Source organism: Nocardia beijingensis NBRC 16342, from assembly GCF_001612785.1.
Taxonomy (GTDB): Bacteria; Actinomycetota; Actinomycetes; order Mycobacteriales; family Mycobacteriaceae; genus Nocardia; species Nocardia beijingensis.
This window is the reverse complement of sequence record NZ_BDBC01000049.1, coordinates 15,574-30,909: the sequence shown is the minus strand read 5'-3', so window position 1 is coordinate 30,909 and position 15,336 is coordinate 15,574. Positions and strand designations below refer to the sequence as shown.

Below are 15,336 nucleotides of genomic sequence, written 5' to 3'. Positions count from 1 at the left end.
TCGATTTCAACAGTGACGGGGTCGGCAGCGAGCGACGACTGCGGGAGACCGGATGCCGCTGGAAAGTACTAACCCTCCCCGCATGTGAATTTCGCAACTAGAACCAGCTTTTCGCCGCGGGATACTTCGTCGCGTTGGGTGTCCGACAGCTTGTGGACTGTGCGTAGTGCGTCTCCGCCGACCACGCGATCGACGCTGATGTGACAGCCGTCTGGGTAATCGCCATAGACAAGCCAATAGACTCCGGCCGGGCCAGGTCTACCTATGTCCTGGAATGCCGTCCCTGGAGAGATTATGCGGTCTTGTGGCCGGTCGACCACCGGACCGATGAAGACCTTCGAAACAAGTAGCCCGCCGAGGTACTCCTTTTCGGTGGAGACGGCATCGTATCCGGTCACTTCGGTCGCTGAGGCATGCCGCATCTCCGCGGGCGGGTCGAGCTTCTTACGGATTGTGCCCCAGACGACGAGGCAGACGAGGGCTACCGGCACCACTATGGCGACGGCGAGGAGGCTGAATCCGGTGAACCGCCCGAGCTGACGCATCCGTTGGGCTATCGACATGTGTAGGCTCCGTTGATCAATTCGGAAGCTTTCGCGTACGAGGCCTCGTTCATTCGGAGATAGTTCTTGACCTGCGGGCCGAGCTCTGCTTGCCGGAGGTAATCCGCCATGGCCAACTCCGAGTTGTATCCGGCGGCCATGAATTCGTTGGTGTTGTACTTCTCTTTCATCTCGTCCGGGACGAACGGGCCGTACTGTTCTTGAATGCGTTTCAGACTGTAAGCCGCCGCCCTGATCGCCACCGAGTCATCGTACTGAACCCGCGCCCAGGGAATCGAGCCGAATTCCTCCGGGTACGCTTCCTGCAATTTCTGGTAGGTACTTTCTTTGATGTTGGTCAGCCCAAGCGACATTCCCATATCCACCGGGCTGGTTGCCTCACGGATCGGGTTGAGGATTTCTCTCGTCGCGTCCCAAAAACCGCTGCCCACTTGTTCCAGCGTCGTATCCGCACGGTTTCCGCCCTCGTTGTACACAATCGCCAACACTAGCTTGGGGTCTACCCCCGCGGCGTTGCCGTACTTCACGGAGTCGTCGATCCATCCTCTGACAATCTCGTTAGACCCACCGTAGTCACGTTTGCCTTCCGGGTTGAGCTCGCACTTGGGCGCTGAGGATTTCCATGTGGCGCGGTTGGTGAGCTCATCGATGGGCGAGGACATGATCTCTTCCAGCTTCGCCTTCAGTTGCGGAAGAGCGTCGGCACCGGCGAACTCAGGCTCGGCGAGCAGCGCGTATAGCGGGTGACCGGAGATTGCGGACGCAAGCATCGAAGCCCCGGACGTCAGGGTTGCGTCGTCGGGTTCCTCGGTGAATGTGACGGTAACGGCGGTATTCGAGCTGGACGAGGATGTTCCGCTATCGGGAAAGGCGGTTGCGGCGTTCCAGACCAGAGTGGATCGAAGCTCGGCGAGCTCAGCGGCATGCGCCGCAATGGCCGAGGCGAACCCTTTGGCCACCTCAGCGATGGACGCGGGCGCACTGCCGAGAATGCTCAGCATATCGACGACGTCGCTTTTCTCGGGCGCCGTCACGGTGTCGAAGGAGGCGATTACTGCTTGGAGGCGTGCGGATCCGCCCATCCACGCGTCCTGTTCGCTGAACGCGCTCCAACCAGTGTTCGCCGCGGTGAGGGCATCTGTATCGCCAGTTGGCACCTGCGCGTTGTTCTGTCGGAGCACGGTGGTGATTTTGTCGCGGGCTGAGTTCGGGTTCGTTAGCAGACCGCGATCGGGAGTGGTGTATGCGGCGGGCATCGGATCGGGAATGTCGATGCATTTGTCGTCCCAGGACGGCCCGATCCGCGGGGGTGGCATGGTGGGTTCGACGCCCTTGCTGCTACTCGGGTTCGCATCGTAGTTGGCTTTCGCCCAGGTGTAGCCGGCGAGGTTGAGCATGTCGCCCACGGTGAGAAGCGCGTTGCCGTAGGCGACGAGCACTCCTTCGAGATCAGCGGCAACCGAGTAGTACTTGGTTACCCACGGCGCGACTGCCGGATAGTTCCCCGCCATTCCTTTGCTCGCGACGATACCTGGATTCAGGCATCCACTGACGGATTCAATGACCCGCGTGTACTCGCTGCATACAGCTTTGGCGGCGGCGAAGTACACCTCGGGATCAACAGTGATCGGCGACAATCCGGCTCCTTATCTGCTGCGGAAGAGTCGGGTGTTCACGGTGCCCGCGTCGGTATACGCACTGTGCGCGGCTGCGGCGGCCGCGCTCATATCATGAATACCGTTAACGAATTCGCGAGCGCCTGCCGACCATTGCTGCTGAAGGGTGCCGTAGGCCTGGGCGGCAACGCCTTCCCAACCTGTCCCGGACAACAATTCCGCAGCCTTGTCATCGATCTGGTCGACATGATCGGCGATGAATCCGGCGAGGCCGGTCAGTCTTGCAATTATTTGCTGGACCTGATCGAGGTCGACGGAAAATGAGTCGGTCATGGTAGCTAGGGAAGGTCGAGTCGGACGAACTCCACGGCGGTGGCCTGATCGCGCTGTGCGTAGGTCTCGGCAGTGACGCCGAGCTTCTCGGCCATGGTGGTCAAGGCCGCGAAGAGCTGCTGCCCACCCGATTCGACCTCACCCCACCCCTCGCTGAAGCCATTTGCTGCCGCGCCGACCCATCCGCTCGAGGTAAGTGCAGCAACATCTCTTCCGGCCGAGTCGAGCGCCGTCCGGAGCGCATCGGCGATGCTGTACACGTAGTTGCCCAGCGCGCGAACTTCGTTTGGCACGACCGACAGAGGCTCCCCAGGGACACCCGTCATCGCGGGGCCCCTGCGAATCGCCGCCCCAAAGCCGTGGCACATGCCACATAAGGAATGTTGACGGAATCCATCGACCGCATCGGCTGCTTCATGCTCCTCCCCTTCAACCGAGCTGCGCCCCAGCCTCTCGGCATTTGATCATCATACAGGCGGATGCGGCGCCGACACGACGCGCGTAAGGCAGCGGCACGGCAAGCGTTGATGATGCCGGGCGTTCAGGCCTCCTTATCCGTGTGCCGCAGTCTGCTCGGCCCGAAGGGGCAGCGCAGTGGTGCGAATGTTCTTGACCACCTCGACGATGCGGTCCACATCTTCTTCGGAGAAGATGTCCTCCGGCCCGGTTGGCGCCACCCCCTTGAACGGCTGTTCGTAGAGCGCGCCCACTTCGATCACCCCGTTCTTCCTGATGTACTCGGTGAGTAGGTTCAGGAAGTGGAGCTGGCTGGCGGTGAGATTGCGGCCGGTGTGGAATTCGTCGAAGGCGGCGGCGGCCGCCGTGGCGTCGAGGCCGGTGAGCGAACGCAGGAACAGGCCGAGCCCGCCGTGGGTGGCGGCGGCGTGCTCGATGTCCTCGGCGGTGCCGAACCCGTTGTCGAGGAAGATTTTTTCCAGTTCGCTGAGGTCGGCCGAGGTGATCTGCTTATTGCGCAGGAGCTTCGCAATCGTGACCCAAATTAGCCGGGGGCCTGCAGGTGCGGCCGCTGCGACGTGGGGCAACCTCACCGTCGGCGCGGACCTCACTCACCGCGTCGAAGGCATAAGCCTGCACGTCTTGGCTACGCCGCTGATCACCAAGGCCGACGGCACCAAGTTCGGCAAGACCGAAGGCGACGCGATCTGGCTCGACCCGGAGATGACTTCGCCGTACGACTTCTACCAGTTCTGGCTCAGCGCCGATGACGCCAAGGTCGCGGACTATCTCAGGATCTTCACCTTCCGCAGCCGGGACGAGATCGCGGCGTTCGAGACAGCTGCACGGGATCGGCCCGCTCAACGGGAGGCCCAGCGCGCGCTCGCCGGGGATGTCACCGCCCTGGTCCACGGCGGGGAAACGATGCAGCGGGTGCGTGCGGCCAGCCAGGCGCTGTTCGGCAGCGGCGACCTGCCCGCACCATCGAACTCCGTACTTGGTTTGCCGGGTTGACCCCGGTGTGGCTCAGTGAGATGGAAAACGGTCCGGACATCGTTCAGCGGTGAGTATGGAGGATAACGGTGATGTCGATCCAGCTCACCTTCCCGTCGAACTGAAGGTCTCGCGGCTTTGATCGGACCGGCTGACGGGGTCATCAGGACGGTGTGGTCGAAGAACGCCGACCCCCAATTATGAATGGGCTTGCATCGTCGTGCATAATCATTTGCAAAACGACGCGGGCCCGCCGAGGCTGGTCTCGAAGCGTCGGGGCCGGGCTTCCCACCGCTCGGACACCCGCCATACTGCTGATACACCTATCGAACATCGAGGAGCACACAGAACATGTCCGAGCGCGTCGTACTCGCCTACTCCGGTGGGCTGGACACCTCCGTCGCGATCAGCTGGATCGGCAAGGAGACCGGCGCCGAAGTGGTGGCGGTGGCCATCGACCTCGGCCAGGGCGGCGAGGACATGAACGTGGTGCGCCAGCGCGCGCTGGACTGCGGCGCCGTCGAGGCGATCGTCATCGACGCGCGCGACGAGTTCGCCGACCAGTACTGCCTGCCCACCATCCAGGCCAACGCGCTGTACATGGGCCAGTACCCGCTGGTGTCGGCGATCAGCCGCCCGCTGATCGTCAAGCACCTGGTGGAGGCCGCCAAGTTCCACGGCGCGAGTACCGTCGCGCACGGCTGCACCGGCAAGGGCAACGACCAGGTCCGCTTCGAGGTGGGCATCGGCGCGCTCGCGCCCGACCTGAACGTGATCGCCCCGGTGCGTGACTACGCCTGGACCCGGGAGAAGGCCATCGCCTTCGCCGAGGAGAACTCGCTGCCGATCAACGTCACCAAGAAGTCGCCGTTCTCCATCGACCAGAACGTCTGGGGCCGCGCGGTGGAGACCGGGTTCCTCGAGGACCTGTGGAACGCCCCGACCAAGGACGTCTACGACTACACCTCCGACCCGACCGTCAATTTCGAGGCTCCCGACGAACTGATCGTCACCTTCGACAAGGGCGTGCCGGTGGCCATCGACGGCCGCCAGGTCAGCGTGCTGGAGGCGATCGTCGAGCTGAACCACCGCGCCGGCCGCCAGGGCATCGGCCGCCTGGACATGGTCGAGGACCGCTTGGTCGGCATCAAGAGCCGGGAGATCTACGAGGCGCCGGGCGCCATCGCGCTGATCACCGCGCACCAGGCCCTCGAGCACGTCACCATCGAGCGCGAGCTGGGCCGCTACAAGCGGCAGGTCGAGCAGCGCTGGGGCGAGCTGGCCTACGACGGCCTGTGGTTCTCCCCGCTCAAGCGCGCGCTGGACGCCTTCATCACCGACACCCAGCAGCACGTCTCCGGCGATATCAGGATGGTCCTGCACGGCGGCTCCGCCGTCGTCAACGGCCGCCGCTCGGAGCAGTCGCTCTACGACTTCAACCTGGCGACCTACGACGAGGGCGACACCTTCGACCAGTCCCTGGCCAAGGGCTTCGTCCAGATCCACGGCCTTTCCTCCAAGGTCGCCGCCCGCCGCGACCTGAACCAGAAGTAGGCACTCGGCGTGCCGGCGCCGCAACGAGCGCCGGCACGCCGACAGCTCCCGCGAGGGGCCCCCGAACCAGAATTCGCGCTGCACCGCCGCGACTTCGGCGGCGGTGGAGTCGGCACGAGTGTGGTTTCCCGTAGTCTCGAATCGGCGTTCGGAGCGTGCTGACAGGGCAGCAGTGCACCCCCGAAAGCAACCTGCGACCGCCTTCACCCCGGCTCGAGGCCGCTCTCGGCAGATGGTGTCGAGCGACCGTCGAACGGACCAGCTGCGTCGAGCAGGAACGACTCGCCCTCGCGCGCCGACGCAACAACTGGCTCCTCGAGCCAACGGCACCACTGAGCCGCCAGCCACGACCGACTGCACCAAACCAACACACAACCGATCTCGCGAATCAACGCACCAACTGATCTCGCAAGAACATGGGTAACTCACCGGGTACGCCCAAAACCCGACCGACACCCAACGCAGGACCTGAACGTAAATCGACCCCGTCCCCGACTTGTACGGTCTGAAGGCCCGGAGAGGCGGGGGAGCCTGAATACTCGGAGAGGCGGAACAGCATGAGCACGAACCAAGGTGCGCTCTGGGGCGGGCGATTCGCCTCTGGACCGGCCGAGGCCATGGCCGCGCTGAGCAAATCCACCCACTTCGACTGGGCGCTGGCCCCCTACGACATCCGCGCGTCGAAGGCGCACGCGCGGGTGCTGCACAAGGCCGGGTTGCTCTCCGACGCCGATCTGTCGGGCATGCTGGACGGCCTGGATCGCCTCGCGGCGGACGTGGCGTCCGGTGCGTTCGGCCCCGCCGACTCGGACGAGGACGTGCACGGCGCGCTGGAGCGCGGTCTGATCGAGCGGGTCGGTCCTGAGCTCGGCGGCCGGTTGCGGGCGGGACGCTCGCGCAACGACCAGGTGGCGACGCTGTTCCGGATGTGGCTGCGTGACGGCGTGCGCCGGGTGGCGGCGGGCGTGCTCGCGGTGGTCGACGCGCTGGTGGAGCAGGCCGCGGCGCATCCGGACGCGGTGATGCCGGGCAAGACCCACCTGCAGGCGGCGCAGCCGGTGCTGCTGGCCCATCATCTGCTCGCGCACGCCCACCCGCTGCTGCGCGATCTCGACCGGCTGCGCGATTTCGATCGCCGCGCGGCGGTGTCGCCCTACGGTTCCGGCGCGCTGGCGGGTTCCTCGCTCGGACTCGACCCGGAGGCCATCGCCGCGGAACTGGAGTTCGACGCGGCCGCCGCCAACTCGATCGACGCCACCTCGGCGCGCGACTTCGCCGCCGAGGCCGCGTTCGTGCTGGCCATGATCGGCGTCGACCTGAGCCGGATGGCCGAAGAGGTGATCATCTGGAGCACACCGGAATTCGGTTATGTGACGCTGGCCGACGCGTGGTCCACCGGTTCATCGATCATGCCGCAGAAGAAGAACCCGGATGTCTCCGAGCTGACCCGCGGCAAGGCGGGCAGGCTGATCGGCAATCTCACCGGCCTGCTGGCGACGCTCAAGGCGCAACCGCTGGCCTACAACCGCGACCTGCAAGAGGACAAGGAACCGCTGTTCGATTCGGTCGCGCAACTGGAACTGCTGCTCCCGGCCATCGCGGGCCTGGTCTCGACATTGACCTTCCACACCGATCGCATGGCCGAACTCGCGCCCGCCGGTTTCACGCTCGCCACGGATATCGCCGAATGGCTTGTGCGCCAGGGTGTTCCGTTCCGGGTCGCGCACGAGGCCGCGGGCGCGTGCGTGCGCGCCGCCGAGTCGCGCGGCGTCGGTCTGGACGAACTCACCGACGAGGAGTTCGCCGCGATCGACCCGGCGCTGACCGGGAAGGTGCGTGAGGTGCTCACCGTGCAGGGTTCGATCGCGTCCCGCAACGCCCGCGGCGGCACGGCCGGCGTCCAGGTCGCGGCGCAGCTCGCGGAGGTGCGTGAGGCGGCGGCCGCGGCGCGGGCCTGGCTCGACTGAAACGCGCGCTCCGCCGCGACCGCCTATCCGGCGACGGTGATGTCGGCGCCGCTGAACAGCAGATCGCTGCGGCGTCGTCCGCCCGGTCCCGAAAGTGTTTCGGCCTCCGGCATCAGCTCGCGCAGTTGCCGGAGAAACACCTCGACGGCCAGCGTCGCCATGCTTTTACCGGGACAGACATGTCTGCCGAACCCGAAGGTCAACGGCAGCTTGCCCGCGCCGTCCAGTGCCAGGCAGTCGGGAAACGCCTCCGGATCGCGATTCGCCGCGGCGAACAAGACGAGCAACGGCCCCGCGGGCAGCCGCGTGCCGCTGGACAGCACGACCGGCGTCCTGGCCCGGCGTTTCCACGCCACCAGCCCCGGATCGAGTTGCAGGATCTTCGCCGCGACCCCTGCGCCGCTCTCCGGCTCGGCGAGCAGATCCCACCAGACGCGGTCCGGATCGCCGAGCAGGCGCTGCACGCCTTGCTGGATGCTGCCGCTCACCGTGTGCACTCCGGCGGCCAGCGAATTCGCCATGGCCGACACCGCGATCCGGTGGGAGAGCCCCGCGTCGCGAAGCCTGCGGGCGAACCCGGTCGCGTCGCTGCCCCGGCCCGCTCGCACCGCCGCCCCGCTCACGGTGAACAACCAGCCGAGCGCGCTCACCGCGTCGGCCAGTTCACGGCCCCGCATCACGCGACCGAGCAGTCCCGATTGCGCTCCGCTCCAAGCCGCCACGTTCGGCCAGTCCGCCGCGGGCAAGCCGACCGCCGCGCCGACGGTTCTGGCGGCGTAACCGATCGACAACGCGGTCACGTCCAACGGCGAGCCCGGCCGGAAACCCATATCGTGCAGTGCCTGGTGGAAGTGCTCGGCCATCTCGGCGGTCTTGGCGGGACGATCGGAGGGGGAGATGGTGAAATGGCCGGAAGGCCCGGCCATGGTGTTCCACACTCGCTTGTGGAGCAGATCGTCGGACAAGTTGGCCGTCGCCTTCGCAGGCGGGGGGACCAGGTGCCGGACGAAAGGCGGGATGGCGCGGGGCGTCGCCGCGATCCGCGCGTAACCGACCAGAGGGTCCAGCGAATTCGTGTTGGAGATGCCCGGCGTCGTCGCGTCCAGCACCTCGCGCACGTCGTCGTACTTCCAGATCATCCGCAGGCCGGACCGGTGCGCGTAACTCGTTTCCGGCCACTCGTGCAATCGCCGGTACCGCTCGTCGCGCTCGGCATACGGCACCTCGTTACAAGTCACTTCCTCGAACGGGAAGCCGGTCACCGCAACATCCGAGCTACGCATCGGCCGATCGTATCGACGCCTGCGCCACCGTCGGGGCGGCGAATCCCCGCCGCTGGGAGCACCCGCGCCCGCCGCCGGGCCGATGCCATGCCCCGGCGGTGACTAGGCTGCGAAGATGACCTTGTTGCTGCTCGCCTTGGCCATCGCTTCCGAGGTGACCGCGACCGTTTCACTGAAACTGTCCGACGGATTCGCCAAACTCGCCCCCTCGATCGTGGTGGTCGTCGGCTATTGCGCGGCGTTCTTCTTCCTGGCCCAGGCATTGAAGCGTGGGATGCCGATCGGGGTGGCCTACGGCATCTGGTCGGCGATCGGCGTCGCCGCGATCGCCCTGATCGGCGTGCTGTTCCTGAACGAGCGCCTCACGCTGGTACAGGTAGGCGGCATCGGCCTGGTAATCCTCGGCGTACTCGCCTTGGAACTCGGCGGCGCCCCCTAACCTCCGCGCACGAGTGGCACATGGTCGCGGCATTTCGCGAGTAGGTTCCTCGGTGGCGTGCCACTCGACGAAGTTCCGAGAGCGGCCTCCGGTCAATCCGAGACGCGGACGGCGTATCCCGCGTTCGCGAGGGCGGTGAGCACGTCGTCGCGATGGCCGGACCCTCGGGTCTCGAGTGTGAGCGCCACTTCGACCTCGTCCACCGCCAGCCACGTCCCGGTGCGGGAATGCGCCACGTCGACCACACTGGCTCCCGTCTTGCCCACCACCGCGAGCAACGCTCCCAGCGCACCGGGACGATCGGAGATCGTCACCCGCACGGCGAGGTAGCGACCTGCCGCGCTCAGTCCGTGTCCGATCACCCGGGTGAGCAGCAACGGGTCGATATTGCCGCCGGAAAGGATCGCGCAGACCGGTCCGCGCAGGCCCAGTTCCTCCGGCGCGTGAGTCATCAGGGCGGCCACGGCCGCGGCCCCAGCGGGCTCGACGATCAGCTTCGCCCGCTCCAGGCACAGCAGCAGCGCCTGCGACAGCGCTTCCTCGTCCACCGTCACGATCCGCGAAACATGCTGGGCCACATAGTCGAACGGCACCACGCCGGGCTGTCCGACCGCGATGCCGTCGGCCATCGTCGACATCCGCCCGACCCGGACCGGGTGGCCCGCCGCCAGCGAGTCCGGCCAGGCGGCCGCTTCCGCCGCCTGCACTCCTATCACGCGCACGTCCGGCGCCAGATGCCGCAGCGCGATGGCGATGCCTGCCAACAGCCCGCCGCCGCCGGTGGGCACGAGCACCGTGCCGACCTTCGGCAACTGCTCGGCGATCTCGGCGCCGACGGTGGCCTGCCCCGCCACGATATCGGGATGGTCGAACGGATGGATCAGCGTCGCTCCGAACCGGTCGGCGAAATCCAGCGCGGCATCGAGCGACTCGTCGATGGTCTCACCGACCTGACGGACCCGGGCGCCGTACGCCTTCGTCGCCGTCACTTTGGGCAGCGAGGCCCCGATCGGCATGAACACCGTCGACGCGATGCCGAGCGAGGCCGCCGACCACGCGACGCCTTGCGCGTGGTTGCCCGCGCTCGCGGCCACGACGCCGCGCTCCCGCGCCTCGGGCGGCAGATTCGCGATCCGGTTGTAGGCTCCGCGCGGCTTGAACGACCCGGTGCGCTGCAGGTTCTCGCACTTCAGCCACACTCGCGCGCCCACGCGCTCGGACAACACTCGCGAGGCCAGCAGCGGCGTGCGCCGGATCACCGGGTCCAGCAGCCGCGCGGCCGCCGCGATCCGCGGCAGGTCGACCGTCTCCATAGCGCCATGCTGCCACCCGGGCAGCCGAGTTCAGGCGGCTCTGGCGAGGTTGTGGGCCAACGCGCCCAATCGCGACAGTCGCGCGTCGCCCAGCGGGGTGATCCGGCTGCCGAGGCGATTGGTCACGAAGCCGAGCGACATCCTTGTCGCGGGGTCGGCGAAACCACCGGAGCCGCCGAGGCCGAAATGGCCGAAGGCGGAGACCGGTTCGGCTTTCGACGGCTTCATCGGCACGCCGTGGTAACCGAGCGCCCATGGGATGCGGAAGGCCAGCACATAGTCGGGAGTGAAGACCTGCCGCCGGGTGATCTGCTCGATGGTGTCCTGGCGCAGCAGCTGGTAACCGTCCAGCTGTCCGCCGTTGGCGAGCGCGCCGTACACGCGGGCCAGCGCGCGGGCGGAGAAGACGCCGTTGAGGCCGGGCATCACCGAGTCGTGCAGGCGCGGATCGGCCACCAGCTCCGCGAACCCCACCGGGGTGGTGTCGGCGGCGGCCGCGAAACGCGTACGGGCGAGCAGTCGCGAGCTCCGTTCCCAGCTCATGCCCGCGACCGTCAGGCGCGGAAAATTCGTGGCGATACGCCCGCGTTCGGATTCCGGGACGCGGAACCAGAGTTCGTCGGCCGCGAGCGGTCCCGCGATCTCGGCGCGCAGCACATCGGTGAATTCCGCTCCGGTCACCCGGCGCACCAGCTCCGCGGCGAGGTGTCCGTAGGTGATGCCGTGGTAGCCGCTGGTCACCTTGTGCCGCGGGTCGGGCGCGGCCGCCGCGAGCGCCGCGGTGACCGCGGCGTCGTCGAAGAATCGCTCGACCGGCCCCGGCAGTAGCCCGCGTAAACGATGCAACCCGGCTCGGTGGGTCATCATGGCGCGCACGCTGATGTGTTCCTTGCCCGCCGCCGCGAATTCCGGCCAGTAGGTCGCCAGCGGCTCGTCGTAGTCGATCAGGCCGCGCTCCGCCAAGCGATGCACCAGCGTGCTGGCGATCCCCTTGCCGGTCGAGAACGCCATCGCGACGGTGTCGTGCGCCCACGGGACGTCGGGATGCGCGTATCCGGCCCAGACGTCGACCACCGGCTCGCCGTGCAAGTAGACCGCCAGCGCGCCGCCGCCGTCGGACGGACGCCGGAACAACCGGTCGAACTCCGCCACCAAGCGCACGAAGCGGCGATCTACGAACTGTTGTGCCGAAACTGTCATCGGAACCCCCGTGTCTGTCTCTCAGCGCCTACGGCGTCGCGAACAATCCCATGCTAGGTCCGGTCTTCCTCTAGACCGGTGGCCGGAACTGCTCCCACCACGCGACCGGTCGGTTCTGTGAGAAGACGTTTCCTGACCGTCACACGGTTGACCGGAAACGCAACACGCTTCTCCTAGCGTGTTGTCATGCCCCCGAGACGACGTTCGGCGCTGCTCGCGAGGTTGGTCGTCGACTCACCCGGCCGCCCACAGATCATCCTCGGCGAATTACGCCGGGTGATCCTCGACGGAGCGGTGCCGCCCCGCACCGTCATCCCGCTGCGCGAGGTGGCGGAACTGTTCGGGGTGAGTCACATTCCGGTGCGCGAGGCGCTCAAGACGCTGATCGGGGAAGGGCTGGTCACGCACGAGCCGCACGCCGGATACACGGTGGCGCAACTGACCGCCGCCGAATTGCGCGAGATGTACATCGTGCGGGAGACCCTGGAGACGGCGTCGCTCGCCGCGGCCGCCATGAACCACTCCGCCGCCGACCGCGCGGAGCTGCTGGAGGTGAACGCGAGCCTGGAGGAGGCGATTCGCGAGGACGACCCCGCCGCCTACCATCGCAGGTCGCGCACCTTCCACGTGGCGCTGACCCGCCCGTCGCGCATGTTCCGGCTGCTGCACATGCTCGAATCGGCATGGAACGTCACCGAGCCCGTGCAGTCGATGGTGCACATCGGCCGGGCCGACCGGGTGCGGCTGCACACCGATCACGCGTTGATGTTGGACGCGTTCCTGGCCAGGGACGTCGAGCGCCTGCTGCTCGTCGCCGAACAGCACCATCGCAGGCTGGAATCGGTGATCGCGACCTTGCCGACGGATACCGGGCTGCTCGCGCCGGAAGATATATCTGCCGCGCAATAGCCGGGCAATAACCGCGCAATGGACGGGCAATAGCCGATTCCTACCGTCGTCTCGATCACAGTTTCGCCCTTCGGATGGGAAACACCATGACCGAAACCATCGCCGCACCCGCACCCGTGCCGACCACCGCTGCCGTCGATTACGACCCGCGGCTCACCAACGACGACCTCGCGCCGCTGCGCAAGCAGAATTGGGGCTCCTACAACATCTTCGCGTTCTGGATGTCCGACGTGCACAGCGTCGGCGGCTATGTCACCGCGGGCAGCCTGTTCGCGCTCGGTCTGGCCGGCTGGCAGGTGCTGGTAGCCCTGCTGATCGGCATCACCCTGGTGTATTTCTTCTGCAATCTGGTCGCCAAGCCCAGTCAGGTGACCGGCGTGCCGTACCCGGTCATCTGCCGCAGCGCGTTCGGCGTGCTGGGGGCCAACATCCCGGCGATCATCCGCGGGCTGATCGCGGTGGCCTGGTACGGCATTCAGACGTTCCTCGCCTCGGCGGCACTGGATGTCGTACTGGTGAAGTTGTTCCCGTCGCTCGCGCCCTACGCGGTGGCGAGCGATTACGGATTCCTCGGCCTGTCGCTGCTCGGCTGGGGTAGCTACCTGACGCTGTGGGTGGTGCAAGCCTGCGTCTTCTGGCGGGGAATGGAATCCATCCGCCGATTCATCGACTTCTGCGGACCCGCGGTGTACGTGGTGATGTTCGTGCTGTGCGGTTACCTGATCGCGAAAGCCGGCTGGGACGCCATAGATCTGAACCTCAGCGCCGTGCGATACACCGGATGGGACTCGGTGCCGGTGATGCTCGGCGCCATCGCACTCGTGGTGTCCTACTTCTCCGGGCCGATGCTGAACTTCGGCGACTTCTCCCGGTACGGCAAGTCCTTCGCCGCGGTGCGCCGGGGCAACCTGCTCGGTCTCCCGCTGAACTTCCTGTTGTTCTCGTTGCTGGTGGTGATCACCGCCTCGCTGACGGTGCCGGTCTACGGTGAGCTGATCACCGACCCGGTCGCCACGGTGGCGCGCATCGACAGCACCTTCGCGATCGTGCTCGGCGCGCTCACCTTCACCGTCGCCACCATCGGCATCAACATCGTCGCGAACTTCATTTCGCCCGCCTTCGACTTCTCGCACGTGAGTCCGCAGCGCATCAGCTGGCGCGCGGGCGGCATGATCGCCGCGGTGGGCTCGGTGCTGATCACGCCGTGGAACCTCTACAACAACCCGGAGGTCATCCACTACACGCTGGAGGTGCTCGGCGCCTTCATCGGCCCGCTGTTCGGCGTGCTCATCGCCGACTACTACCTGGTGCGCAAGCAGCGCGTGGTGGTGGACGATCTGTTCACCATGTCCAGCGGCGGTCGCTATTGGTATCGCGGGGGATACAACCCGGCGGCGGTGATCGCGACAGTGATCGGTGCGCTGGTCGCCGTCGTGCCGGTGCTGGCGAAGGACGTCACCGGGATGTACACCGCGGCGCAGTACAGCTGGTTCATCGGCTGCGGTCTCGGCTTCGCGGCGTACTACCCGCTGGCCACCCGCCTGGCGGTGTGGGAGAGCGCGGCCTGATGCACATCCGTGTGGTCAATCCGAACACCACCCGGGCGATGACCGACACGATCGAGCAGTGTGCCAGGGCCGTCGCGGGTCCTGGCACCCTGCTCGACGCGGTGACCTCGGAGATGGGACCGGCTTCGATCGAGAGCCACTACGACGAAGCGCTGAGCGTCCCCGGCCTGCTCGCCGCGATCCGGCGCGGCGAGGCCGATGGGGTCGACGGCTACGTGCTGGCCTGCTTCGGCGACCCCGGCCTGGACGCCGCGCGCGAACTGGCCGGGGGGCCGGTGATCGGGATCGCCGAGGCCGCCATGCATACCGCCGCCCACGTCGGTCGCGGGTTCAGCGTGGTCACCACGCTGGGCCGGACCGTCGGCCGCGCGGCCGATCTGGCGGAGCGCTACGGGATGCGGCGCTTCTGCCGCGGCATCCACGCCTGCGAGATCCCGGTACTCGCTCTCGACACCGATCCGGACGCACGCAAGATCGTCATCGAAGCGTGCCGGGAAGCGGTCGAGGCGGACGGGTCCGACGTGATCGTGCTGGGCTGCGCGGGGATGGCCGATCTGTGTGCCCAGGTGCGCGCCGAGGTCGGCGTGCCGGTGGTGGACGGTGTGGCGGCGGCGACGTTGACCGTCCAATCGCTGCTCACGCTGGGTCTACGGAAGTCGGGTCGGGGCGAATTCGCCGCACCGCCGCCCAAGCCGTACACCGGCGCGCTGCGGTCCTTCGGCGCGTGAACGGAGGTCAGGCGGCCACGGCGGTGACGAGCTTGCGCAACTCGGTGTCGGGATCCGCCACGTCGACCACGAGCCGTGTGACATCGGCGCCGGCCAAGTCGATACGAATGGCGTGTCCGTCGAATCGGGTGTCCCAGAATTCCTTACGGCCCTTGCCGCGGAACGTTCCCGCCGCGATCACGCCGGGGAAGAACGTGCCGGGCGCGCGCACCCACGGCGGGCGGCGGTCGACCCCGGCGAGACCGAGCGCGGTGATGTCGGACAAATCGAAGGTCAGGTGGTCGCGCAGCGCCAGCAGTTGATGCGCACCGAGCACGTGCACCGTCACCCTCGTTCCGGTGACCTCGAATTCGACCATCACGCACCTCACTTCACCGCGAACTCGTACCTCTTCAACCATGCCGAACGGTCCTG

At 66.9% G+C, this 15,336-nt stretch carries 16 protein-coding genes; 7 read left to right on the top strand and 9 right to left on the bottom strand.

Annotated elements, in window-relative coordinates; translation table 11 throughout:
- Nucleotides 1-68: 68 nt before the first annotated feature.
- The 5 genes from NB3_RS24930 to NB3_RS35950 all read right to left on the bottom strand — a co-directional run bounded on the left by NB3_RS24930 (nt 69) and on the right by NB3_RS35950 (nt 3,561).
- Entirely contained in the window at nt 69-563 is a 495-nt protein-coding gene (locus NB3_RS24930; RefSeq protein WP_157111993.1) for a hypothetical protein, read from the bottom strand.
- Entirely contained in the window at nt 554-2,200 is a 1,647-nt protein-coding gene (locus tag NB3_RS24925; RefSeq protein ID WP_157111992.1) for a hypothetical protein, read from the bottom strand. The genes NB3_RS24930 and NB3_RS24925 overlap by 10 nt, the downstream gene beginning before the upstream one ends.
- 9 nt (nt 2,201-2,209) lie before the next feature.
- On the bottom strand, nt 2,210-2,512 hold the full coding sequence (locus NB3_RS34490) for a WXG100 family type VII secretion target (protein WP_084823645.1): 303 nt from the start codon (nt 2,510-2,512) through the stop codon (nt 2,210-2,212).
- A gap of 5 nt (nt 2,513-2,517) precedes the next feature.
- Nucleotides 2,518-2,805: a WXG100 family type VII secretion target gene (locus NB3_RS24920; protein ID WP_244892065.1), complete on the bottom strand. Its 288-nt coding sequence runs from the start codon at nt 2,803-2,805 to the stop codon at nt 2,518-2,520.
- Between the two features lie 258 nt (nt 2,806-3,063).
- Nucleotides 3,064-3,561, bottom strand: coding sequence for a type I restriction-modification enzyme R subunit C-terminal domain-containing protein (locus NB3_RS35950; RefSeq protein WP_244892064.1), 498 nt, complete (start codon nt 3,559-3,561; stop codon nt 3,064-3,066).
- On the opposite strand from NB3_RS35950, the gene NB3_RS34485 reads away from it, so the two are divergent.
- The 3 genes from NB3_RS34485 to argH all read left to right on the top strand — a co-directional run bounded on the left by NB3_RS34485 (nt 3,470) and on the right by argH (nt 7,482).
- Nucleotides 3,470-3,982 carry a tyrosine--tRNA ligase gene (locus NB3_RS34485; RefSeq protein ID WP_244892063.1) on the top strand — a complete coding sequence of 171 codons (513 nt, stop codon included), beginning with the start codon at nt 3,470-3,472 and terminating at the stop codon, nt 3,980-3,982. The two genes, NB3_RS35950 and NB3_RS34485, sit on opposite strands and share 92 nt — an antisense overlap.
- Nucleotides 3,983-4,312: 330 nt before the next feature.
- Nucleotides 4,313-5,515, top strand: coding sequence for an argininosuccinate synthase (locus tag NB3_RS24905; RefSeq protein ID WP_067808206.1), 1,203 nt, complete (start codon nt 4,313-4,315; stop codon nt 5,513-5,515).
- 557 nt (nt 5,516-6,072) lie between these two features.
- Nucleotides 6,073-7,482 (top strand): argininosuccinate lyase, encoded by a 1,410-nt coding sequence (gene argH / locus NB3_RS24900; RefSeq protein ID WP_067808203.1) that lies wholly within the window; start codon nt 6,073-6,075, stop codon nt 7,480-7,482.
- A gap of 23 nt (nt 7,483-7,505) precedes the next feature.
- On the opposite strand, the gene NB3_RS24895 is transcribed toward argH, so the two are convergent.
- Nucleotides 7,506-8,765 carry a cytochrome P450 family protein gene (locus tag NB3_RS24895; protein ID WP_157111991.1) on the bottom strand — a complete coding sequence of 420 codons (1,260 nt, stop codon included), beginning with the start codon at nt 8,763-8,765 and terminating at the stop codon, nt 7,506-7,508.
- A 115-nt stretch (nt 8,766-8,880) separates the two neighbouring features.
- Here NB3_RS24895 and NB3_RS24890 point away from each other — a divergent pair, with 115 nt between their 5' ends.
- Nucleotides 8,881-9,204 (top strand): DMT family transporter, encoded by a 324-nt coding sequence (locus NB3_RS24890; RefSeq protein ID WP_067808195.1) that lies wholly within the window; start codon nt 8,881-8,883, stop codon nt 9,202-9,204.
- 92 nt (nt 9,205-9,296) lie between these two features.
- On the opposite strand, the gene ilvA is transcribed toward NB3_RS24890, so the two are convergent.
- The gene (gene ilvA / locus NB3_RS24885; protein ID WP_067808191.1) at nt 9,297-10,517 is read right to left on the bottom strand and encodes a threonine ammonia-lyase; all 1,221 of its coding nucleotides are present in this window, start codon (nt 10,515-10,517) and stop codon (nt 9,297-9,299) included.
- A 30-nt stretch (nt 10,518-10,547) separates the two neighbouring features.
- Entirely contained in the window at nt 10,548-11,717 is a 1,170-nt protein-coding gene (locus NB3_RS24880) for a serine hydrolase domain-containing protein (protein WP_067808188.1), read from the bottom strand.
- A gap of 186 nt (nt 11,718-11,903) precedes the next feature.
- Here NB3_RS24880 and NB3_RS24875 point away from each other — a divergent pair, with 186 nt between their 5' ends.
- The 3 genes from NB3_RS24875 to NB3_RS24865 all read left to right on the top strand — a co-directional run bounded on the left by NB3_RS24875 (nt 11,904) and on the right by NB3_RS24865 (nt 14,922).
- The gene (locus tag NB3_RS24875) at nt 11,904-12,626 is read left to right on the top strand and encodes a GntR family transcriptional regulator (RefSeq protein ID WP_067808185.1); all 723 of its coding nucleotides are present in this window, start codon (nt 11,904-11,906) and stop codon (nt 12,624-12,626) included.
- A gap of 86 nt (nt 12,627-12,712) precedes the next feature.
- Entirely contained in the window at nt 12,713-14,194 is a 1,482-nt protein-coding gene (locus NB3_RS24870) for an NCS1 family nucleobase:cation symporter-1 (RefSeq protein WP_067808297.1), read from the top strand.
- Entirely contained in the window at nt 14,194-14,922 is a 729-nt protein-coding gene (locus NB3_RS24865; RefSeq protein WP_067808298.1) for an aspartate/glutamate racemase family protein, read from the top strand. The genes NB3_RS24870 and NB3_RS24865 overlap by 1 nt, the downstream gene beginning before the upstream one ends.
- A 7-nt stretch (nt 14,923-14,929) precedes the next feature.
- On the opposite strand, the gene NB3_RS24860 is transcribed toward NB3_RS24865, so the two are convergent.
- Nucleotides 14,930-15,280, bottom strand: coding sequence for a hypothetical protein (locus tag NB3_RS24860; RefSeq protein ID WP_067808183.1), 351 nt, complete (start codon nt 15,278-15,280; stop codon nt 14,930-14,932).
- Between the last annotated feature and the right edge of the window lie 56 nt (nt 15,281-15,336).